The sequence below is a fragment of the Billgrantia lactosivorans genome (genome assembly GCF_003254665.1).
GTDB classification, from domain to species: domain Bacteria; phylum Pseudomonadota; class Gammaproteobacteria; order Pseudomonadales; family Halomonadaceae; genus Halomonas; species Halomonas lactosivorans.
Map to the genome: position 1 here is coordinate 1 of NZ_QHGY01000005.1, position 22,594 is coordinate 22,594.

Annotated in this window: 19 protein-coding genes; all 19 read right to left on the reverse strand. The window is 64.9% G+C overall.

All coding sequences use genetic code 11. The annotated features are described in order from the left end of the window. On the reverse strand, positions 1–1,352 hold a 1,352-nt coding region (locus DIS04_RS12145), incomplete at its 3' end, for a methyl-accepting chemotaxis protein (protein WP_162623050.1). Positions 1,353–1,439: 87 nt separating this feature from the next. Then, positions 1,440–2,783: a methyl-accepting chemotaxis protein gene (locus tag DIS04_RS12150; RefSeq protein ID WP_111414056.1), complete on the reverse strand. Its 1,344-nt coding sequence runs from the start codon at positions 2,781–2,783 to the stop codon at positions 1,440–1,442. 81 nt (positions 2,784–2,864) lie between these two features. Continuing rightward, complete coding sequence (locus DIS04_RS12155; RefSeq protein WP_111414057.1) at positions 2,865–3,359, reverse strand: chemotaxis protein CheW; 495 nt, start codon at positions 3,357–3,359, stop codon at positions 2,865–2,867. A gap of 2 nt (positions 3,360–3,361) precedes the next feature. After that, on the reverse strand, positions 3,362–5,470 hold the full coding sequence (gene cheA / locus DIS04_RS12160) for a chemotaxis protein CheA (protein ID WP_111414058.1): 2,109 nt from the start codon (positions 5,468–5,470) through the stop codon (positions 3,362–3,364). A 28-nt stretch (positions 5,471–5,498) separates the two neighbouring features. Continuing rightward, positions 5,499–6,446, reverse strand: a complete 948-nt coding sequence (motB, locus tag DIS04_RS12165; RefSeq protein ID WP_111414059.1) for a flagellar motor protein MotB — start codon at positions 6,444–6,446, stop codon at positions 5,499–5,501. Continuing rightward, positions 6,443–7,315, reverse strand: a complete 873-nt coding sequence (motA, locus tag DIS04_RS12170; RefSeq protein WP_111414060.1) for a flagellar motor stator protein MotA — start codon at positions 7,313–7,315, stop codon at positions 6,443–6,445. The genes motB and motA overlap by 4 nt, the downstream gene beginning before the upstream one ends. 186 nt (positions 7,316–7,501) lie before the next feature. Then, complete coding sequence (flhC, locus tag DIS04_RS12175; protein WP_111414061.1) at positions 7,502–8,077, reverse strand: flagellar transcriptional regulator FlhC; 576 nt, start codon at positions 8,075–8,077, stop codon at positions 7,502–7,504. 3 nt (positions 8,078–8,080) lie between these two features. Then, complete coding sequence (gene flhD / locus DIS04_RS12180) at positions 8,081–8,407, reverse strand: flagellar transcriptional regulator FlhD (protein WP_111414062.1); 327 nt, start codon at positions 8,405–8,407, stop codon at positions 8,081–8,083. Positions 8,408–8,740: 333 nt separating this feature from the next. After that, complete coding sequence (locus tag DIS04_RS12185) at positions 8,741–9,031, reverse strand: EscU/YscU/HrcU family type III secretion system export apparatus switch protein (protein WP_111414063.1); 291 nt, start codon at positions 9,029–9,031, stop codon at positions 8,741–8,743. Then, positions 9,012–10,340, reverse strand: a complete 1,329-nt coding sequence (gene fliK / locus DIS04_RS12190) for a flagellar hook-length control protein FliK (protein WP_111414064.1) — start codon at positions 10,338–10,340, stop codon at positions 9,012–9,014. Before fliK ends, DIS04_RS12185 begins: the two co-directional genes overlap by 20 nt. After that, complete coding sequence (locus tag DIS04_RS12195; RefSeq protein WP_245904555.1) at positions 10,337–10,714, reverse strand: flagellar protein FliT; 378 nt, start codon at positions 10,712–10,714, stop codon at positions 10,337–10,339. Before DIS04_RS12195 ends, fliK begins: the two co-directional genes overlap by 4 nt. 8 nt (positions 10,715–10,722) lie before the next feature. After that, the gene (gene fliS, locus DIS04_RS12200; RefSeq protein WP_111414065.1) at positions 10,723–11,142 is read right to left on the reverse strand and encodes a flagellar export chaperone FliS; all 420 of its coding nucleotides are present in this window, start codon (positions 11,140–11,142) and stop codon (positions 10,723–10,725) included. Between the two features lie 78 nt (positions 11,143–11,220). Then, entirely contained in the window at positions 11,221–12,585 is a 1,365-nt protein-coding gene (fliD, locus tag DIS04_RS12205) for a flagellar filament capping protein FliD (protein WP_111414066.1), read from the reverse strand. Between the two features lie 172 nt (positions 12,586–12,757). Then, positions 12,758–14,413 (reverse strand): HD domain-containing phosphohydrolase, encoded by a 1,656-nt coding sequence (locus DIS04_RS12210; RefSeq protein WP_245904556.1) that lies wholly within the window; start codon positions 14,411–14,413, stop codon positions 12,758–12,760. Positions 14,414–14,497: 84 nt separating this feature from the next. Further along, positions 14,498–18,532, reverse strand: coding sequence for a sensor domain-containing phosphodiesterase (locus tag DIS04_RS12215; protein ID WP_245904557.1), 4,035 nt, complete (start codon positions 18,530–18,532; stop codon positions 14,498–14,500). A 152-nt stretch (positions 18,533–18,684) separates the two neighbouring features. Beyond that, on the reverse strand, positions 18,685–19,905 hold the full coding sequence (locus DIS04_RS12220) for a GGDEF domain-containing protein (protein WP_111414068.1): 1,221 nt from the start codon (positions 19,903–19,905) through the stop codon (positions 18,685–18,687). A 185-nt stretch (positions 19,906–20,090) separates the two neighbouring features. After that, a complete protein-coding gene (locus DIS04_RS12225; RefSeq protein ID WP_111414069.1) occupies positions 20,091–20,321 on the reverse strand; it encodes a DUF2835 family protein in 231 nt (76 codons plus the stop codon). Between the two features lie 146 nt (positions 20,322–20,467). Beyond that, entirely contained in the window at positions 20,468–21,151 is a 684-nt protein-coding gene (locus tag DIS04_RS12230) for a hypothetical protein (RefSeq protein WP_111414070.1), read from the reverse strand. A 120-nt stretch (positions 21,152–21,271) separates the two neighbouring features. Beyond that, positions 21,272–22,483, reverse strand: a complete 1,212-nt coding sequence (locus DIS04_RS12235; protein WP_111414071.1) for a glycosyltransferase family 4 protein — start codon at positions 22,481–22,483, stop codon at positions 21,272–21,274. Positions 22,484–22,594: the final 111 nt, after the last annotated feature.

The following is a 22,594-nucleotide window of genomic DNA, read 5'->3' on the forward strand; positions in this document are numbered from 1 at the left end:
TGCTCGGTGCGCGCCGAGAGGTCCTCGTTGCCGCGGGCGATGGAGCGCGACGCAGGGGTCACGACGTCGATGCCCTGCTGCACCCTCTCGGTGGTGCTGTAGAGGCTCTTGCGCATGGTATCCAGCGAGCCCAGCAGCGCGCCGATCTCGTCGCGAGTCTGCTCGGGCGGACGCACCGCCAGGTTGCCCGAGGCGATCTGCAGGGTGAAGTCGGCGGCACGACGCACCGGCCGGGTGATCGCGCGCATGATCCACACGCTGAAGACGAGCAGCAGCACGAAACCGAGCGCCATGAAGCCCAGCTGGCCCATCAGCATCTGTTGCTGGCCCCGCTCGGCGTCCTCGGCCATGCCCAGCGCCGCCAGGCGCTGCTGCTCGATCAATTGATCGACTTGCTCGGTGAGGGCCTTCGCGCTTTCGCGCAGTGCCGACGTATCGTTGTTCAGCGCCATCATGGCATCGAAGGCCTCCTCTCCCGCCAGTGCATCGGCCATGGGTGCCAGGCCTTCGTCAAGGAAGCTCTTCAGCGAGGTATCGAACTCCAGCGCCACCGACGTACGGTTGACGTCCCGGTCCAGGTAGTCGTCCCACAGCCCCGCCATCTGGCCGGCAATGCTGGAAAGCTCCTCGGCGTGCTCGTGCCGCGCGCTGAGGATGTCCATACGCTCCTGGGCGGTGAGCCGCTGGGGTCCTTCGCCGACCAGCTGGCCCAGCTGTTGCAGCCGAATCACGTCCTGCAGGCCGTCACGATTCAGTTCCGCCAGGCGTTCACCCGAGGCCTGCAGGCCGAACAGCCCGACACCCCCGCTGATCGCGAGCAGCAGCAGCGCCACGAAGGTCAGCATGGAAAGCCGCGCGCGTATGCTGTGCAGGTTGATACGCGCCAGCCAACCCAGCGGCCCGCGGCGAACGACCTGTCCCTGGCGGATGGCAAGACCGGAGCGGCCCGCCCTCAGACGCGCGTAGGCACGCTCTGCGAGCTCGGCCGCACCAGGTTCCACGGCCGTGCGTACCGAGGTGTAACCGAGGCACTGCCCACCCTCGATGATGGGCGTAACGGTCGCTCTGACCCAGTAGTGATCGCCGTTCTTGCGGCGGTTCTTGACCACGCCCTGCCAGGAGTCACCGCGCTTGATCGCTCGCCACAGGTCGGCAAAGGCTTCGGGCGGCATGTCGGGATGGCGAATGAGGTTGTGATTCGCCCCGACCAGTTCTTCGTGCTCGAAACCGCTGACCTCGACGAAGGCAGCGTTGGCGTAGGTGATGCGGCCCTCGAGATCGGTCCGCGAAATCAGCAGATGACGATCGTCAAACTTGTATTCCCGCTGCGTGACCGGCTGGTTGTTACGCATCTTGTTGTTCCCTCGGCTACCACGTTTCATCAGGGTTTCGGAGTACCGGCGTATGCGAGTCTCCACCTGCACAGGAGCTTCCAGGCCTCAGAACGAGGCCCACTGCTCCTCTTCTTCATGGCGAGACCGGCTGGGTCTCGCGTCGACATCGTGGCGCTTGGCCGGTAACGGATCGTGATCCAGCCGAGCCGCAGCCACGTTGCCGAGATCAGGCCGCGTGTCGCGCTGCGGAATCGGATTTCCGCCCTGCTCCGCCAACTGGAAGCGCAGTACGGCCTCGCGCAGGCGCGCGGCCTCGGCCTCGAGCTGCGTCGCCGCCGTGGCCGCCTGCTGAACCAGCGCCGCGTTCTGCTGGGTCACCTGGTCCATCTGGGTCACGGCCTGGTTGACCTGGCCGATGCCGTTGCTCTGCTCCAGCGAAGCCGAGGCGATCTCGTCCATGATGTCGCTGACCCGTTGAACCGCCGCCACGATCTCGCCCATGGTCTGGCCGGCCTGGTCGACCCGGGCGCTACCGACGTCGACCTTCTCCAGCGACGCCTGGATCAGGGTGCGGATCTCGCCCGCGGCCGACGCGCTGCGCCCGGCCAGGCTGCGTACCTCCTGCGCCACCACGGCGAAGCCGCGACCGTGCTCGCCGGCGCGCGCCGCTTCGACCGAGGCGTTCAGCGCAAGGATGTTGGTCTGGAAGGCGATGGAATCGATGACCCCGATGATGTCGGACACCTTGTGCGAGCTCTCGCTGATGTCGTGCATCGTCGCGACGACCTCGCCGACCACCTCGCCCCCCTGGGCAGCGGTGCGCGACGCCTCGGCCGCGAGCTGGCTCGCCTGGCGCGCGTTGTCGGCATTCTGCTCGACGGTGGAGGCCAGCTCTTCCATGCTGGAGGCGGTCTCGGCCAGGGAGGCGGCCTGCTGTTCGGTGCGTGACGACAGCTCGCCATTGCCCTCGGCGATCTCCTGCGCGCCCAGGTAGATGCTCTCGCTGCTGCTGCGCACCGTACCCACGGTGCCTGAAAGGCCCTCCTGCATGTGCTTGAGGGAGGTGAAGAGGCGGCCGATCTCGTTATTGCCGCGGTTCTCCACCGGCTGCGAGAGATTGCCCTGGGCCAGGCCCTCGAAGTATCCGACCAGGCGGGCCAGCGGCCGCAGCACGTTGACGCTGATGCCCCACACCACGATGGCCATCACCACCGCCGATCCCAGCAGCACGGCGACGATGGCCATGCGCATCAGGTTGGCCGTGGCATCGAACGAGGCCTGGTAGGCCGCGCCCGACTCCCCCGCGTGCGGGGCCATGGCGGCGACGGCGCTGCCGCCCTGCTGCAGTGCATGGAGGCCAAGCGCACTCAGCGCGACGATCATCGCGCCGAAGAACAGCAGCACCAGGAACCAGCTGGCACGCACCGTCAGGTTGTCGAGATACTTCACGTCATCCCCTCAATTCAGCAGAAAGACCGTCTTCCAAACGGACATCGGCAAGGGCGAGGCGAACTTTAGTGCCGCCGCGCCTCACTCGGCCACGCGTTCGACCAGCTCCATCTCGTCGCTGGTCAGGAGCTTGTCGATATCGACGATCACCAGCATGCGGTCCTCGAGGCTGCCGAGCCCGCTGAGGAAGTCCGACGACAGGGTCACGCCGAATTCGGGAGCCGGCTTGATCTGGTCGGGCGCGAGGGTCATCACGTCGGACACGCCGTCGACGACGATACCGACGACCCGATCCTCGACATTCACCACGATCACCACGGTCTGGCCGCCGTACTCCACCTTGTCGAGATGGAACTTGATGCGCAGGTCGACGATCGGCACGATCACCCCACGCAGGTTGGTCACCCCCTTGATGAAGTCCGGCGCATTGGCGATGCGCGTGACGTTCTCGTAGCCGCGGATCTCCTGCACCTTGAGGATGTCGACGGCATACTCTTCGTCGCCCAGCGAGAACACCAGGAATTCACGGTTGTGGGCTTCGGCTGCGGCCAGTGCTGCTTCGTTCGTCTGGTTCATGGTCAAATCTCCAGCGCTTTGTCGGTAAGGGCTTCGAGGGATTGCGATTCACGTTCGGGCCGGCGCTTCTCCTTCTTGGCCCGGCTGAGGCGATGCAGGCCGGTGATATCGAGGATCAGCGCCACGCTGCCATCGCCGAGGATGGTCGCGGCGGATACCCCCGGCACCTTGCGGTAGTTCGTTTCCAGGTTCTTGACCACCACCTGCTGCTGGCCGACCAGGTCGTCCACCAGCAGCGCGTAGCGCCGACCCTCGCCCTGCACGATCACGGCGATGGTCTCGGTGAGCCTGGTCTTGGCGTTCGGCACGTCCAGCGCCTCGTGCACCGCGACGACCGGCAGGTATTCGTCGCGCACCTTGAGCACCACGTCGTCACCGGCCATGGCGTAGAGATCCTCCTTGGCCGGCTGCAGCGATTCGAGCACGGCGGACAACGGCAGGATGAACATCTCGTTGCCGACCTTGATCGACATGCCGTCGAGGATCGCCAGGGTCAGCGGCAGCACGATGCGAATGGTGGTGCCCTCGCCCGGCCTGGACATGATCAGCACGTGGCCGCCCATGCCCTGGATGTTGCGCTTGACCACGTCCATGCCGACGCCGCGGCCGGAGACGTCGGTCACCTCCTTGGCGGTGGAGAAGCCCGGGGCGAAGATGAGCTGCCACACCTCGTCGTCGCTCATGGTGTCCGATACCGGCAAGCCGTTCTCGCGCGCCTTGGCCAGCAGCCTGTCGCGATTGAGGCCGGCGCCGTCGTCGATCACCTCGATGATGATGTTGCCACCCTGGTGCTTGGCCGAAAGCACCAGCTTGCCGGTGCGCGGCTTGCCGGCCGCCTCGCGCACGTCGGGTGGCTCGATGCCGTGGTCGAGGCTGTTGCGCACGAGGTGCGTCAGCGGGTCGATGATGCGCTCGGTGAGGCTCTTGTCGAGCTCGGTGGACTCGCCCTCGGTGACCAGCTCGATCTCCTTGCCCAGCTTGCCGGCGGTCTCGCGCACGACCCGGGGAAAGCGGCTGAAGACGAAATCCATCGGGATCATGCGGATCGACATCACCGATTCCTGCAGGTCCCGCGCGTTGCGCTGCAGCAGGCTCATGCCGTTGAGCAGCGCGCTGTCGGCGACGCCGTCCATTTCGCTGACGGTCTGGTCGAGCATCGACTGGGTGATGATCAGCTCACCCACCAGGTTGATGATCTGATCGACCTTGTCGACAGACACCCGGATCGAAGTCGACTCGCCGCCCCCCTTGGGCTTGTTCTTCGCCTTGGCGGGTCGGGCATCGTCGGCCGGCTTGGCCGCGGCCGGCCTGGGCGCAGCCGCGGGCGGCGGCGGACTGGCTTCGGCCTCGGCGGGCTTCGGCGCTGCCCGCCCCTCGCTCGCGGGCGCCTGCTCCTCGGCCTGGGGCGCCGCGGCACGGATCTTGACCTGATCGGCGTCGACGATGAAGCACATCACCGCCTCGATATCCTCGCTGCCGACGGAGGAGGCCAGCGTGACCTCGTAGCACGCCTCGTCGCCACCGTGTGAGATGACCTCGCCCAGCTGCCCCAGCTCTTCGACGAGCAGCTGACGATCCTTCTCGCCCACGTTGAGCAGCGTGACGATGCAATGATTGGCGCCGGCCTCGCTGCCTTGCTCGGCCGTGGCGGCCGGCGCCGGTTCCGGCTGGGGTTCCGGCTTCGGCGCCGGCGCAGCGGGCGCCCCGCCCTCGAGGTCCTGTCCTATCTCCTCGAGCGCAAGCCGCTGCAGCGTCTCGCAGATGCGCTCGAAAGCCTCCTGATCGGGCTCGGCGCTGTTGCGATACGCGTCTAGCTGATCACTGAGCATATCCTTGGTTTCCAGAAAGAGATCGACAATGTCCCGACGCAGCTTGAGCTCGCCCTTGCGGGTATGGTCGAGCAGGTTCTCGAACAGGTGCGTGGTTCTCTGGAGCACGTCGAAACCGAACGTGCCGGCGCCACCCTTGATCGAATGCGCCGCCCTGAAGATGGCATTGAGCTGCTCGGTATCCGGCTCGTCCACGTCGAGCTCCAGGAGGTAGCGCTCCATGTCGGCCAGCAGCTCTTCGGCTTCCTCGAAGAAAGTGTCATAGAAATCCGTGATATCCATGCGCTTTACCACCTGGTGTCAAAATGGGTTATTGGGGGTTGAGAGAACGACGCAAGCCTTCGGTGAATTGGGTGACGGGCGCCAGGTCCACTTCGCTGTCGGAGCGCGTGCTCAGCGGGCTCGGCACGCCGGGACCGTTCAGAATATCCGGCTGGCGAATGTACTCCGCGACCTCGGGCAGCAGCACCAGCAGCTCGATCCGGCGGTTGTCCGCATCGAACGGATCGGTGTCGGGCAACAGCACGCGGTCGGCGTAGCCGGAGACCCGCAGCAGCTTCTCCGAATCGAGCCCGCCGGCGACCAGTTCGCGGCGCGAGGCATTGGCACGGTCGCTGGAAAGTTCCCAGTTGCTGTAGCCCCGATACCCGCCGGCATAGGGGCGGCTGTCGGTATGCCCGCCGATGCTCAGGTCGTTGGGCAGGTCGTTGAGCAGCGGCGCGATGGTGCGCAGCAGGTTGCGCATGTAGGGCTCGACGCGGTCGCTGCCGACGGCGAACATGGGGCGCTGTTCGGTATCGAGCAACTGGATGCGCAACCCCTCCGGGGTGAGGTCGAAGCGCATCTGCTGACGCAGCACGCGCAGCTCGGGGTCGGCCTCGATCACCGCTTCGATGCGCCGCTGAAGGTCCATGAAGAAGCGACGCTGCTGCTCGCTCGGGCGCGAAAACTCGCGGGTATCGATACGCGCCCGCTCGCCGTCGCTGTGGGCCGGGTCGGGCCCGCCACCGGGAATGGCCAGGGTGCTGCCGGAACGATCCCCGCCCGACACGGCGCTGGCCAGCGGTGTACTGAAGTACTCCGCCACGCCCTCGCGCTGCTCGTCGCTCGACACCGACAGGATCCACATCACCAGGAACAGCGCCATCAGGGCCGTCATGAAGTCGGCCAGGGCGATCTTCCAGCTGCCGCCGTGGTGACGATGGACGACCTTCTTGCGCCGAACGATGATCGGGCGCTTGTCTCCCCCCGCACTCATTCCGCTGTTGCACCCGACTTGGCATTACGCACGTAGGTTTCCAGCTCGGTGAAGCCCGGGCGCTCCGCGCTGTGCAGCGCCTTGCGGCCGAACTCCACCGCCAGCTGCGGCGCGTAGCCGTGCAGGCTGGCGAGCAGCGTGATGCGAATGCACTGGAGCATTTTTTCCGCTTCCTTGACCTGGCGCTCGATGCTGCTGGCCACCGGGTTGATGAAGCCGTAGCCGATCAGGATGCCGAGGAAAGTACCCACCAGGGCATGGGCGATCATCTCGCCCATCTGCTCGGGGCCGGCATCGGCGTAGGTCAGCGCCTTGACCACCCCCATCACCGCCGCGACGATGCCGAACGCGGGCATGGCATCGCCCACCTTGGCGATGGCATCCGCGGGGATGTGCGCCTCCTGCTCGAAGGTCTCGATCTCATGGAGCATCAATTCGTCGATCTCCATGGGGTCCATGCCGCCGGCCACCATCAGGCGCAGGTAGTCGGTCAGGAAATTCATGATCATCGGGTCGGCCAGCACCCTGGGGTGCTCCTGGAACAGGGCGCTCTCCTGGGGGCTGTCGATGTCGCGTTCGATGCCGAGCATGCCCTCGCGGCGGACCTTGGTCAGCAGCTTGAACTGCACCGCCAGCAGCTCCATGTACATCTGCTTGTTGTACTTCCGCGTACGCCGCAGCTTGGGCAGGATCTTGAAGGTCGCCTTGATCGCCTTGCCGTTGTTGGCGGCGATGAAGGCCCCGACCCCGGCGCCGCCAATCATCAGCAGCTCGGTCGGCTGATAGAGCGGACCGAGGAAGCCCCCGGCCAGCACGAAGCCGCCAAAGACGCACAGCATGACTACGAGGTAACCCAGAAGAATCAGCACAAACGATACCCTTCAATGCATGTAAGCCGTCGTTATCACTACTTATCGGCCAAGCATTGCCGCACTTGAGGCCTGGCGGCCAAAAAGTGAAGGCGAGTTCGCTCGGCGCCCCATTCATGCTCCTGACGGCAAGACGCCGCCCGAAGGCGGCGTCTTGCCGGTAGGAAGAGCTCGACACGGGGAGCGTCAGCCGACCTGCTTGAGCGAGACCTCGCGACTGGCGGCCTCTTCCGCCTCACGCTCGCGGCGCTTGCGAGTCTTGCCGGCACGCGAGGGCGGCATGCAGATACCGCAGACGTAGTCGTGGTCCGGCGTGTGGGCATGGGCGACGAAGTGCCCACTGCAATGGGTGCAGGCGGAAAGCTGCAGCAGCTCGCTCTCGAAGAACCTGACCAGGGTCCAGGCGCGGGTCAGCCCCAGCACCGGCTCGGCCTGGTCGATGCTGACCTGCTCGTTATAGAGCCGATAGGCCGTGACGAAGGCCTGCATCCGCTCGCATTTCTGCTCCTCGAGCAGGCTGCGATAGATGTTGTAGAACAGCGAGGCGTGCACGTTCGGCAGCCAGGTGATGAACCAGTCGGTGGAGAAAGGCAGCATGCCCTTGGGCGGCGACATGCCACGCACTTCCTTGAACAGACGGATCAGGCGGGCACGGCTCAGGTCGGTCTCGGTTTCCAGCACCTGAAGGCGAGCCCCCAGCTCGATCAGCTCGATGGCGAGCTGAACCTGCTGCATTTCCTCGACGAGGCTTTTCTGCGACATCGCTCACACCCCCCGTGACAGGGTTGCGGCACCATGGCCCGCCATCAGCAGCGAGGCATGGAACTGCGACAATCCATTGTCACGGGGGTTGTCGACGACCTGGCGCAGCTGCTCGGCTCCATCGAAGCCGAAATGGCAGAGCAACTGGTTGGTACGAGCCAGGCGAGTCAGCTGGGAGGCGCCGAGAGACACGAGCAGATCGGCGGTCTCGTCATCGATCTTGAGACGGAACATCGCCGCGGCGCGGTCGTCGTTGAGCAGACGCTGGGCCAGCAACAGATAGGCAAGATTCAGCTCCTGGATCTCATCCAGGTGGTTGGTATTCATCATTCAGTTTCCCTGCACGCTATTGATTCGCGTGTCCTTTGTTTTCTTGTAACGTACTTATTCAGGACTGCGGCCAAGAGATACGTCGTGTAGTACAACGAAGCCACCAGGCAGCACCTGATAAGGACATATCCCCAACACCAGGCATTGTGACTACAGATTTGATACCTGCCAAGCTTATTCAACGCAAGGTCTATTCAGACTAAAAGATGAGCTGGCTAAGCCTTCGAGATGAAATTGTTAAGACCTTGTGCGGGCGCACAAAAAAACACACTTCATGGCCTTGACAAACGCAAGAACATGCACTTTGGGTTACATTTTTTTACAAAAACACCGTTACCCATCTCGCCGATTTCCCTGTGACTCGGCAATTTCATAGACCCAGACCAGCAGCTCGGCGATCACCTGGTACAGCATCGGCGGGATCCGCTCGTCCAGGTCCAGCCCCATCAGCAGCGCCACCAGTTCGGGGGCGTCATGGACGTAGATCCCCTGTCGCCTGGCTTCGGCCAGGATGCGCTCCGCCATGTCGCCGTAGCCCTTGGCCAGTACTCGCGGCGCATCATCGCCATCGCGGTAGGCCAGCGCCACCGCCTGACGCCGCCGTTCAGGCTTCGGTTCCGTCATCTGCGCCTCCATGAGCCCCGTCCCCTTCCCAGGAACGCGCATCGACCAGCACCGTCGTCAGCCCCGCATCGTGCAGGCGCTGCTCCAGCTGCGGCAGCCCCTTCTGCAGGAGCATCAGGCTGGCATCTTCCCTGGTCAATAGCTGCAGGCGAACGGTTTTCTCCTGCAGCCACATCGCCACGCGTATCTCGCCAAGACTCGGCACCGTGAGCTGCAGTTCGGAGTGCCAGGACTCCTGCTGGGCCTCGTCGTCGCCCTGCGCCGCACCGTCGTGCTCATGGCGGGCGCCGGCCGGCAACTGGATCATCAACGCCATGAAGATGCCGGACCATACGTCCCCCTCCCAGCGCAACACGGGGGTCACCAGCATCTCGAGCTGATGCCGCACCACCCCCTGCAGGCTCTCGTGCACCGGCTCACCGCCAGCGGAGCGCGCTCGCACGATCTGCTCGCCCGGCTCGCGCCCGGCCATCTCCGGCCCTTCGCCACGCGGCGCACCCGCCGGCAGCGTGTCCCTACCCTGTGCCGCCCCCGGCGCAGGCGATCCGCCCTCCACCCGCTCGCCACGCGCCGCCGCGGGGTAGAGCGATTCAGTGGCGGCATAGGAATTGGCCGCCGCACCCGCCTGGCCCGGCAGCCCCTGGGCGGGGGTGGGTGGAGCCGGCTGCGCCTGCCCGGCCTGGAGCAGGAGTTGAGCACCGCCCGTCGACACACCACCAGCGCCAGCGCCGGGCATCGCAGCGGGGGCGTTCGAAGTCACCGCGGCTGCGTTTCCCGGGGCTACCGGCGTGAAGCGCAGCGTGCGCAGCATCTGGGGTTCACGTTCCAGCTGCTGACGGCTCATTTCGCCGCGGTACCAGCGCGAGAGGTGAGATTCGTAGAACAGGCCGCTGTCGCGCACCCCGCTCTGCAGCCGGTCGGCCAGGGTGGAGGCGCTGGGCGTCTCGCCCGCCGCCATCAGCGGTGAACTGGCGCTCAGTACCGAAGGCGGGGCAGGAAAGCGCACCAGCAGGTCGGCGATGGTGCGCGCCGAAGGGCTGAAATGCGTCTGGAAGGAGGCGGGAGGCTGGGCAGCATCCGCGCGCGGCGCCTGGGCATCGCCACGCGGGGTTGGCGTGGCCGTGCCATGCAAGGGCGCCATGGCCGGGCGACGACCCTCCAGGCGCGAATCGCTGTGCAGCGCCCTTGGCCCCTCGCCCGGGTCGATCGGTCGTACCGGCTCGGTCAGCTCACGCGGCGGAGCCGTATCGACACGCTTGCCCAGCACCTGGTGGAGCAGCGTATCGAGCAGTGGCGTGATGCCACTCACAACGTCCCCGGGCCAAACTTGTCGGCGGCATCGACCACGGATGTCGCCTGCTTGCCGTAGCTGCGATGCAGGTCGCGCTGGCGCCGGCTGGAATCCATCAGCTGGCCGAGTTCGCTGCGGCGCGCCATCAACTGCTCACGAATCGCCAGGTCGTCGCTCAGGATGGCCTCCAGCAGTTCGGCCTTGCGCTGCAGGCTGTCATGATCGAGCACCGCCTCCTTGTCGAGCTGCTGGATGCGGTCGGCAAGCTGCAGGTAGCCGGTCTGGCGATCGATCAACGCATCCCACTCGCCGGCCCGCGCCAGTTCGAGCATGACGGCAACCTGCTGTCTCAGCCGGGCATAGCCGTCCAGTACGGCAAATGAGGTCGACATGGCCATGTTCACCCTTGCGCTCCCGCGCTACCGATCTCTCGCCACGCCGAGGCGATGTCATCCAGCAGTTTCTCGGCCTGATCGAGGCTCTCCTGGTCGTTGTGCAAGTTGGCCGCCAGCAGCAGCCGGCTGACGTAATCGTACAACGACCCCAGCCGCTCGGCGATCTCGCCCCCCTTCTCGGTGTCCAGCGCCGCCAGCAGCCCGTTGTTGACGATGTCGAGCGCCTTGGAGATAGCCTTGCCCTTCTCCGCGATATTGCCCGCCTGCATGTGGATCCGCGCCGCGCGGATGGCACCCTGGGCGCCGTCGAACAGCATCACGATCAGTTGATGGGGGCTGGCCGCCATCACACCGCTTTCCACGCCGACCCGCGCATAGGCGCCGGCGCCACGGCCGTAAGCGGCTGCTCCTCGCATGACAGTCATGGCGAAACACTCCTATGGTGGCATGACTCTGTGTTACTGCTGCATCACGCTGTCGGCCTGGCCGTGCGTATGCGCACTCTACTTCTTGCGCCCAAGCTGGGCGTTCATCATATCGAACTGCTGGAACAGGTAATCGCTGACCTGATTCATGCTGGCCACCATGGCATCGAGCTGACCGAACTGCCCCCGGTAGCGTTCAATGGTCTGCTCGATACTGCGCTCCATGCGCTCGTATCGATCGTTCAGCCCCGTGATCCTCGATTCCAGACCGCGCTTGGCATTGTCCAGCAGGCCTCGCTCACCGAGCACCTGGTCCAGCGTCTCGTTCAGCTTGCCGGCCAGGCCGCTGGCCTCGTTGTCACCGGCGAAGAAAGCCGCCAACGCCTGGGGATCCTCGGCCACGATGCTGCTCATCTTCTCGTCGTCAAGCTTGAGGGTACCGTCACGCTGCAGCGTGATGCCGACATCGGACAGCATGCGGAAGTCGCCTGACCCCACCCCGCCACTGAGCACCCCGCGCACGCGCGACTCGACGGTACGCAAGGCGCCGTCGCCCAGCAGCTCGCCTACCGCACCGGTGTCGGCGTTGAAACGCGTCAGCTGGCTGGTAGTGCCACGCAGGTCGTTGTAGGCCTTGACGAAACCGCTCAGCGCTTCGCGAATGGCCAGGGTATTGCGCTCTACCACGACGGTGACGCTGCTGCCCTCGGCGGTTTCCTCTTCCAGGTCGAGGGTCACGCCCTGGATGCCATCCTCCACCCGATTGGTCTGGCTGGTGATCGCGATGCCGTTGACGGTCAACGAGGCATTCTTCGCTTCGACCACGGTTTGCGGGGTGGCCCCCAGCTGCGCTTCCAGCCCTCCCGAGAAGACCGCCGTGACCGCCGCCTCGGTGCCAGTCTCGTTGGAGGTCAGGACGAGGCGATAGGGCTCGGCGGAACCATCGTTGACGATGGTCGCCGTGACGCCCGACTTGCTGTCGTTGATGGCGTTGCGAATCTCCTCCAGCGAACTCTTGCCAGGCTCGATGGCGACATCGAGCGTTTCACCGCTGCCAAAGGACAACGCGACATTGCCACCGCCCAGCTGCGAGTCTCTGCTCTCCACCCCGCTGGCGGCAATGCTCTGGGCCGTTGCCAACTCGGCCACGTTCACCGAGTAGCGTCCGGGCGGCGCATCGGTCTTGGCAGCCGCCTTGACGCCGCTACCGGTCACATTGCTCGAGACACTCTGGAAGAAGGTCGGGTCGTCGAGCTTCCCGGCCGCTTCCTGCAGCTTGGTCAGCGCACTCTGCAGCTTGCCATAGGCCGAAATCTTCGCCTGATGGCTCTTCTGTTGCAGCTTGATGGGTTCGAGCTTCTTGCGCTCGGCCGCGTTGAGCTGATCGAGCAGACCGTTGAGATCCAGCCCGGAACCAATGCCCAGCGAGCTTATCGTCGCCATGATGCTTCCTTTTTCATGCAGCTATTGTGGCAGGCTTCGCGCCAACGCTTACGGTGAAAAGCCCGCGGCCAAGGGGTTATTTCGTATTATCGGCCCGCCGGGCGCCAACTTTAGGCACGCCCGTCGTCTTCTCGTTGCCTGCCGCTGCCCTGGCGACTCGGTTGCGTCTGGCTCATGTCGAAACGGGCAGCTCCTCGACGATCTCCCCCAGGCGCGAGGTGACATCGCCGCGCAGCACCTCGCCGAGCGCCTCGCCGGGCGGCGCGACCTCCTCGGCAAGCTGCACCTGGAAGGGCTTGCCCTGCTGGTCGAGCCGCTGTACCCAGGCCAGCGCGCCGCCGGAAAAGCGCACCAGCGAGCCTACCGGGCGCAGCCCGAAGCGCTGCACGTATCGTTTCACCCAGCGCGGGTCGAACAGGTTGGGCGACTTGAGCAGATGCCGGTATACCGCATCGATGCGCCAGGCAGGGCGATCGGCGCGATCGCGCCGCATGGCATCGACCACGTCCACCACGGCGCTCATGCGGGCCAGTTCGGACAGGCCATCGCTGGCTGCCCCGGCGGGATAGCCGCTACCATCGAGCCGCTCGTTGATCCCGCCTACCACCGAATTCATGACCCCCGGCGCCAGCCACTGGCAGTTGCCCAGGCGCTGCTTCAACATCTCCACGTGCTCCCGGAGGCGTGCCTGGCCGTCTGCATCGAGAGACTCGGCAGCCAGCAGGCCGGAAGGCAGGAGCCCCTTGCCCAGGTCGTGCACCATGGCGCTGGCGGCCAGAGCCTTGCGCACGTCCCGCGGTACCGAGCTGCTGTTGGCCAGTGCCAGCATGTGGGCGGCAACGCCCAGCCCATGGCGGACCAGCAGCGGCTCCTGCCCCAGGCAGCGGGTGGCGAAGAGCAGCGCCTCGATATCCTCCTCGGCCAGCTGGAGCAGCATGTCGGCATGGCGGGAAAGCTGAACCGAGTCGACTGCCCCCCCCTGCTGCAACTCGAGCAGCTGGGCATCGAGATAACCCGCGACTCGCGCCAGCCGCCGCGCCATGGGAGTGGGGTAAGCCTGCAGGTTGCGCCTGCCAACCGGTGATGCGGCGCCGTTGGACTGGCTCTGGAACAGCATCGAGGGCAGCCGGCCGACGTCGGCGTCGTCGTCATAGCGCAACGATTCGCGCTCGATCTCACGCACGAAGAACCACAGCTTGCGCTCCTGTTCGGCGGTGCAATTCTCGAACCGGAAGCCGACCTTCAAGGCCTGGCGGTCGTTATCCGCCACCGTGTGACGCGGCATCGCCTGTACCGTGAAGCGCGTGCCGTTGGGGAAGCAGAGCTCCACTTCGACCAGCACGGCCTCGCCGAGCAGGCCGGCGGCTGAAGCAGGCAACTCCAGTTGGCAGCCCTGCTGCGAGAGATCCTTGAGGTCCCCCTGCACCACCGAATCACTCTCGCTGCTGCGGACGATGGCGCCCACCTCCATGCCCAGGCGCAAGCGCGCCCGGAACGCCTCGCGCCGCTGCAGCTCTTCCAGGTAGTGGGGGTATTCGCAGCGGCACTGCACCCTGCCGCCAACCGTGTCGACCTGCAGCGACTTGAGCACCGGCGTGCGGATCATCTTGCCCTGCACCTGCCCCAGCAGGCGAAAGCCGATGCCGCGCTTGAGTTCGCCGGCGATTTCCCGCACCGCGGTGATATCGAGCAGCAGCGATTGTGCCGGCTCCTGCTCCATCACCACCACCGGCATGGGCGTGCTGTCGGCCTTGTCGAGCAGCAGCGAGGCGCCCCCCGGCTGGATCAAACGCTCCAGCAGCGCCTCGATCTCACTCGGGCTCCCCACGCGAAGAAATTCATCCTGAACCTTCACCATCCTCGCTACCCTGCCCCCTTGTTCTCGTTAGTTGTCGTTGATTGTGGTCAGTGCTCATGCGCGGTCATCGTTGGGCCACGGCTGAACGTCGCTCAACGCCTCGAATACGGCCTTTGCGGGCCTGCCGTCGCCCGGCCCGGCCTCATCGGCCCTCTGCTGGAGATATTCCTGTAGCGCCTCGAGAGGCATCGGACGGGCGAAGAGATAGCCCTGGAAGATGTCACAGCCATGCGCCGCCAGGAAGTCGCGCTGCTCCGCCTGCTCGATACCCTCTGCCACCACCGTCAAGCCCAAGTGGTGTGCCATGGAAATGATGCCCTGCACGATGGCGCCGTCGTGACGGTTGGCGGTGACGTCGCGCACGAAACTGCGATCGATCTTGATCTTGCCGATGGGCAGCTGCTTCAAATAGCTGAGGCTCGAGAAACCGGTGCCGAAGTCGTCGATGGAGACTTCCACCCCCATGTCGCGCAGACGGTGAAGGGTTTCGACGGCCGCCGCGGTATCGGTCATCAGAATGCCTTCGGTCAGCTCCAGCTCGAGGTGATCCGGCGCCAGACCGGTTTCCAGCAACGCCTGCTGCAGATTGCTCAGGAAGTTGGGGCGGCGGAACTGCAGCGGCGAGAGGTTCACCGATACGCGATAACGGCCGTACCCTTCCGCGGCCAGGCGACACATGTCACGGCATGCCTGGCGCAGCACCCATTCGCTGATCGCTCCGATCTGGCCGGTATCCTCGGCCAGCGGGATGAACAGTGCCGGGGAGAGATAGCCCTTGAGCGGATGCTTCCAGCGCACCAGCGCCTCGAAACCGACCACCTGGCCATTCAGCGCGCCGAGCAGGGGCTGGTAGTGCAGCTCGAAGTTCTCCGCCTCGATCGCTTCCTGCAGATCGTTGCGCAGCGCCATGCGCTCGCGCACTTCTTCGTTGATGTCGCTGGTGAAGCACTCCCAGGCATTGCGCCCCTTCTGCTTGGCGCGGTACATCGCCATGTCGGCCTGCTGGATCAGCTCGACGGGGCTTTCAAGCCCCTTGTTCAAGAAGGCGATGCCCACGCTGGCCCCGATGTAGAGTTCGTGGTCGCCGACCCGATACGGGCGTCGAAGGCAGGCGAGCAGCCCCTCGACCAGGCGAATGGCATCCTCTTCGCGTTCCAGCTCCGGTAGCAGGATGACGAATTCGTCACCGCCGAAGCGAGCCAGCGTATCGCCCGGGTTCAGCTCCTCGGTCAGGCGCTGGGCGGCCTGTATCAGCACCTGATCGCCCACCTCGTGCCCGAGGCTGTCATTGATCGGCTTGAAATCATCCAGGTCGAGGAACAGCACCGCCAGGTGGCATCCGTGGCGCTGTGCCAGCAGCACGTCATGGACCAGGTGATCCTCGAACAGCGAGCGGTTGGCCAGCCCGGTCAGCGCATCGTGGCTGGCGTGATAGGAGAGCTTGGCCTCGTAGGACTTGCGCTCGGAAATGTCGTGCTGGATACCGACGAAATGGGTAACGCTGCCGTTGCCATCCTTCACGGGGGCGAGGTAGAGGTTGTTCCAGAACGGCGTGCCGTCCTTGCGGTAGTTGCACAGCGTGACGTTGATCTCGCGCCGTTGACTGATGGCATCCCTCAGCTGAGCCAGCGATTCCGGGTCGGTTTCGCTGCCCTGGAGCATGCTGCAGCTGCGCCCCATGACCTCATCGCGCCGGTAGCCGGTAATGCGCTCGAACGCCTCGTTGACATAGATGATGGGATTCTTCGGCTGTCGGGCATCGGTGATGATGATGCCGTTGATGCTTGCCTCGACGCTGCGCTGCAGGATGCGAAGGTCCGTCTCGCGCCGATGTCGTTCCGTCATGTCCTTGGCAATGCCATAGAAGCCGATGATACGGTCGTTGACCACGATCGGCAGGTTGGTCACGTCGAGATAGACGCGACGCGCCTCGCGGTGCTGGATGGTGACCGAGTAGCGGAACGCCTCGCCCTTGTCGGCATCGCGATAGAGCGACTCGATGCGCTCCCGGTCCTCCGGCTGAGCCAGTTGAGAGAAATGCAGGCCAATCAGCGCTTCCATGGAGTAACCGGTCACCCGGCTGCAGGCCGCGTTGGCCGTGGTGAAGTTTCCCTCGAGGTCGAGGGAGAAGACGGCGTCGGGATGATAGGTGAACATCGAGCGATAGCGCTGCTCGTTCTCCTTCAGCGCCTCCCGGTTGTGCTCGCGCTCCACGGCCAGCGAGACCAGCTCGGCCGCCTCGATCACCCTTCGACGTTCGCTGCGCGTGGGTTCGCCCGGCTGGCGATAGTAGATCGCAAAGGTACCCAGTAGCTGCCGATTGCTGCCGATCACGGGGTATGACCAGCAGGCTCTCAGGCCATGGCGAGCGACCAGGTCATGAAATCCTGCCCAGCGCGGATCGGTAGCCAGGTCGGCACAGACTACGAAATCGCGAAGGTACGCCGCACTGCCGCAGGCACCGTTCTCGGGTCCTATCTTCACCCCCCGGATCGCCTCGCAGTAGGCCTGCGGCAGGCTGACGCTGTGAAGTCGATCCAGCCGCTGCTGTGCCTCATCGCACAGCATGATGGAGGCGATACCGTCCGGCACCTGGACCTCGACGATCCGGCAGATCACCTGGAGGATCTCCTCGATGGGCTGATCGCGGGCGATCAGCGTCTGCACGCGCTGCTGTGCCCGCAAGTGGCGCTGTGTGCGGGCCAGGGCAATCGAGCGGCGGCGGCTCAAACCGGCCATGCCCAGGCTGAAAGCCAGCAGGTAGCTCATTACCAGCCCGCCCACGGCGACGCTCAACGGCATCAGGCCCGGCAGGCCGGCCCTGAGCGGCCCGCCATCATGAATGCGCATCTCCAGTGCAGCCCCGCCTGGCAGCATCACCAGGCCGCGCCTGAGCTCCACCCCCACCTCGCCTTCGTCCCGGTGATTGATCGGCGTCAGGCTCACATCGCGCTGCAGGGAGAGCCGTATCGGAGTGATCAGGGAACTCACTTCCTGGCGAAACAGCCGCGTGAGATCGAGTACGGCGACCAGCCTGCCATTCAAGGGCGACGCCAGCGGCACGGACACCAGCGCCAGGTCGGGCCGCTGCTCGTCCGGCAAGACCCAGCGCGGGTAAGGCCCCCCCACCGCCAGCCAGTCCAGCAACCAGTCGCGTTTGGCTATCCAGTCGGTGAGGACGAAATCGTCCTTGCCGCGCCCCCAGAGAAACTGTTCGTCGAGGTCAGTCTGCCAGTGAAGCGCCACCAGGCTTGGCATGTCACGAAAATACCCCGCCACTTCCTGATCGCGGTAGCGTCGAGGTGGCAACCCGCCAAACCCGGCCCAGCGTTCCGCCATCCGCTGAAGCTCGCGCTGCTTGTTGTCGATCACGCGCTCGGCGCTGACCTTGAAGGTGAGAAACAGCTCCGAGGCATGCCGCTGCCTGGCGTCGTACTGCTGCCAGGTCAGCGCGTACCAGACAACCCCGCTGGCCAACACGCCACCGGCCAGGGCCAGGAGCAATGTGCGATCCAGTACGGCGATGGAAATCGGGTGTCGCGCCATCAGCATCATGGCGGTGCCACACAGCAGCGCCGGCAGCGCCGTGAAGGGCGTGGCGAAGGCGGTGCCCCAAGGGCTGGCGGTGAGAAGATTCGGCCACAGGCCCGACACAACACTCACCCCGCCTACCAGGAACAGCCCGCCACCGCCGACCCACCAGAACAGGCGCGCGCGCGGCGAGCGGTTGCTCGACAGCAGGCAGGCCGCGACGATCAGCACCGCGATACTGGTAGCCGGCGTAAGCGGCTCCTGGACAAAGGAGATGGTATCGCCAAGCTCGGCAGGCAGCCACGCCAACAGCGGCGCATGCAGGCCGATCGGCAACAATAACGCGCCGCAGAGCTGGGCAATGGTTACGCGACTTACCAGCGTTGCCAACAGCCCGCCACCGACCAGCAACATGATCGGCAGGCTGATGCCCATCGGCTCCCATTCGACCGGGAGCTGCCAGGTAGCCAGCCCATTGACCAACCCCATGACCAGCAGCAGCACCGGCACCAGCACCAACCAGGTATGTAACGCCACTTGTCGTGAATTGTTGGGCATGCGATCCCCATTCGCTAAATTTCCTGAGTTACTTATCGGCCGCGAGCCGCAGAACTTGAGGATCTCGGGGGGGGCCACGATCGAGGGCGGCCATGCCAAGGGCGAGCCCAATGCCCACGCGTAGCGACCTGCCCAGGCGGAATCCTGGGTGCTCAGTCGCTGTCGGGCTCCAGTGCCATCGCCACCTGGTTGCGGCCTTCGCGCTTGGCCCGGTAGAGCGCTTCGTCGGCACGCTTGAGTGCCTCCGAAGCCGGTTCGTCCTGCTCCAGTTGGGTCACGCCGATGCTGGCCGTGACGGGGATGGGCTCGTCATCGTGATTGATGAAATCGGTCTGCTCCACGGCAAAGCGGATGCGCTCGGCGATTTCCAGCGCCCTGGCCGGTCCGCTGCCGACCAGGATGACGACGAACTCTTCGCCACCATAGCGGGCGACACAGTCGTGCCGGCGCGTCAGAGTCACCAGCAGTTCGGCAAACTGACACAGCACACTATCGCCGACCGAGTGGCCATAGCTGTCGTTGATGCGCTTGAAATGGTCGAGGTCCACCATCAGCAGCGAACAGGGAACGCTGCCGAGACTGTCCTGCCCCGCGATCTCACGCTGCCAGCCCTGCACTTTCTCCAGATGGACCTCCAGGGCACCGCGGTTGTAGAGGCCGGTCAGGGGGTCATGCGTGGCCTGGCGATACAGGCGCAGCAGCAAGCTGAGCTGGAAATGGTTGGCCGCCAGGGCGACGATCAGCAGGCTCGAGAGCAACCACAGGCTCTCCACGCCCTGGCCGGTCAGCCAGCTGCCGTCGATCAGCTGCGAGTATGCCAGCAGCCCCAGCATGGCAAGGCCGGCGACCAGCGATTCCAGCAGAGTGAAGGGAAAGACACTCAGCGCCGCCACCAGCAGAAAGGGGATGAAGCCATACCCCACCAGGCCGCGCACCTGCTCAGCCGGCAGCATGACCAGCACGAACAGGTAGAACCCCGCCGGCAACGCCAGCAGCATCCCGGCGCACAAGCGAATGCGCTGTATCCGCTCATGATGGATGAACGCCATCCCCAGCACGCCCGCCAATCCCAGCAGCAACCCCACCCTTCCCAACAGGGTATAGCGCAGCAGTTCGGTCGGCAGCACCAGGGAATCCACCACGATCCACAACGGTGACAGCAGCGCGAAGATGAGCCCCAGGGCCAACACGCGGCTGCGCAGGTAGCGTGCATGGGCGTAGGCGAAATCGCGCGAATGGTGACGGCTGCTCCAGGTGTCGCGCAGCGCACTCAAGCCGACGAACAGCTCATGCCCCACTTCGGGCGGCCTGGCCAGTGCGTCCAGGCGACGGCTCTGGTATTCACGGGGTTCACGCGAATTGCTTGAGAGCATGGTATGGCCTTGTAGAGTGGCCGTGGTGCGAGTTGGCCGGTAACGGAACACCGCACGCAACCCCATGGCGAGAGGCAACTGTGCAGCTTCGTCGTTATATCAGAGCAGGCTCAACGTAACGACCCTCGGGGGCTTGACATACGCCAAACACCGGGCCATTTACCAGTCATTTCAAGAAACGCGCTTCACGATTGACGGTCCAGACGGGCAATTGCCTGGAAACGCCCCTGCGGCGTAAACCAGAGGCGGTAGGTGCCATGTACGCCATCCCGCGCCACCACTCGTCGCAGCGCCTCGGCAGGAAACACTACGCGGCGGCCGTCCAGGCTGCGGGCCATCACCTGCCCCACCCTGCCCTCGTAATGGGCGAGGCAGGTCTCGGCGGAAAGCTCCAGCACGACATCAATGCTCGGCATGAGTGGCGAATGGCCCTGTGATTCATGAGGCAGGGTATCAGGCCTACCGTGAGGAATCCCCCCACCGAGACGAACAGCCCGGCTGTTAACCGGGCTGTTCGAGCTTGCTGCAGGCTATCATATCGGCCTGGTTGCCTGGGCAGCGCCTAGCGCGACGACCACTTCATGAAGTCGTGCAGCGCGGGTACCTGCAGGCCCATGTCGTCGGAAAAGCGGTAGCCTTCCTCGTCGCTCTCGGGGTGGCTGGTCCGGTTGCTGGCGTAGGCACGCAGCCAGAACTTGCGGTCATCGGCACTGAGCTCGTAGCCCTTGTACTCCTCGCTGCCCCTGAGGTGATCCGGCAGCGCCCAGCCCCGCTTGGCGAGCTTGGCGATGGTGATCACCAGGTGCGTGAGCAGCGGCTGCTCGGGGGCGACGCGCTCATGAAACGTCGGCCAGAAGGCTTCATCGCCCGGCGAGGCCTGCCAGCCCTTGATGTCGCGCACCTCGCTGAGGTTGGCGTAGGGATGGGAGTGAAAGGTGCCGACCAGCTCGATGTTCTGCCAGTAGCGCTCGAAGAATGCCTTCTTGGCAATCACCGAGTCGAAGTTCGGCTGCACCCAGTCTTCATGTCGCGTGGCGGAGGTCTCCACCGTGGCCATGGTGGCCACCACCCGTGCCGGCAGGTTGCCCTTCTGCGGTATCGAGTAGCCCCACAGCAGGCCGAAGGTTTCCAGCTTGTCGTAGCCCTTGCCCCGGGCATGGCCACGGTGCTCGAACTCGTAGGCCTCGAAGGCCGTGGTGAAGAGCTGCGGCACGACATACTCTTCGATGTAGGTGACTTTATACATGGCTTCCCCTTGCGTGCGTCTTGCGTTTCCGTTCTGGTCGTTCGTCCTGGTCGAAGTCGCCGTGGCCATGAGCGCCCACCGGCTTCCACGCCCCGTGGAGGTCGGGCGGTCCTTGTGGGGTCATGAAAGGGTCAGCAGGTCGTGCCGCTCCGCCGCCGCCTCTTTCGTGTTGGCGCCGCCACAGCGTGAAGGGTGTCGCACCAGCCCCATGGCAGCAAAGATCCGGCTATTGGTCTGGCGCACGTCGTAGAGCCGCTCCGCCATGCTTCTACCATGTCGTCCGTGCTCTTCGATCGCCTGCGGGTGCTCCACGTAATGCAGCATGGCACTGGCCAGGGCCTGGGGGTCTTTGGGGGGCACCAGCAACCCGTTATGGCCGTGCACGACCGTATCGCGGCAGCCCACCCAATCGGTGGTAATGACCGGGCGTGCCATGGCCATGGCCTCCTGGTTGCCGCGCGGCACCCCTTCGCCATACCAGGAAGGCAGCACGTAGACGCTCGCCCTGGCCAACCAATAGCGCACGTCGCGAGAGTGTCCCACCCACTCCACCAAGCCCTGCTTGCGCCAGGCAACGAGCTGTTGGCGGGGCACCGAGCGGTCGTGGGTGTCGGTTCCCCCCACCAGGCAGAATTCCACTTCCGGTCGTACCTCCTTGACCCGCCTGGCCGCCTCGACGAACTCGTACACCCCCTTGGCCGTCAGCATGCGTGAAATCATCACGAAGCGGATCGGCTCGCGGTGAGGCGCTAACGGCATGAAATGCGCGAGGTCCAGCCCGATCCCATGAATGCGCGCCACACGGTCGTTGGTCACCATGCGCTTGAGCTGAAAGAAGTTCATGTCGTCACGATTCAGGAAGATGGTGCAGTCGCTAAGCGCCAGCGCGCGGCGATACAGGGCCGTGACGCCGCGCCGCATGATACGACGCCCAAGCCCCAGTTCTTCCGAGTGACCTTCGAAGACGTAGCCGCGGCCCTCCACCATCGAATAGTGGCGCGGCACCTTTGCCAGGCGCGAGGCGAAGGCCCCGTAGATCACCGGCTTGATGAAGTAGCCAAAGGTGGCGTCGGGCCGAATGCGCTTCAGCAGCCGCGCAAGCTTGAGCGTATCCAGCAGATCCCTGAAGGGGTTCATGCCGGTATTGCACAACGAGATATCGACGGGCTCGGCACCCAGCGCCATGACCTTTTCTCGCACCTCTGTGCAGTAGTCGGGCGCCAGGGCATAGACACGAATGCCGTGGGCCACCAGATCTCGAATCAGCGGTCCACGAAAATTCACCAGCGAGAAGGCCTGGCTGGTGATGATGGCAAGCGTCTTGATCGGCATGAAGATGAAGTATCCTTAGGCAGGCCCGCAGCCTAACCCAGCGACAGAACCGCCAGAGCCTAAGATAGCCTTGTCGGGTAGCGGTTTATCGTGCAATTGAGGTGTTAATTG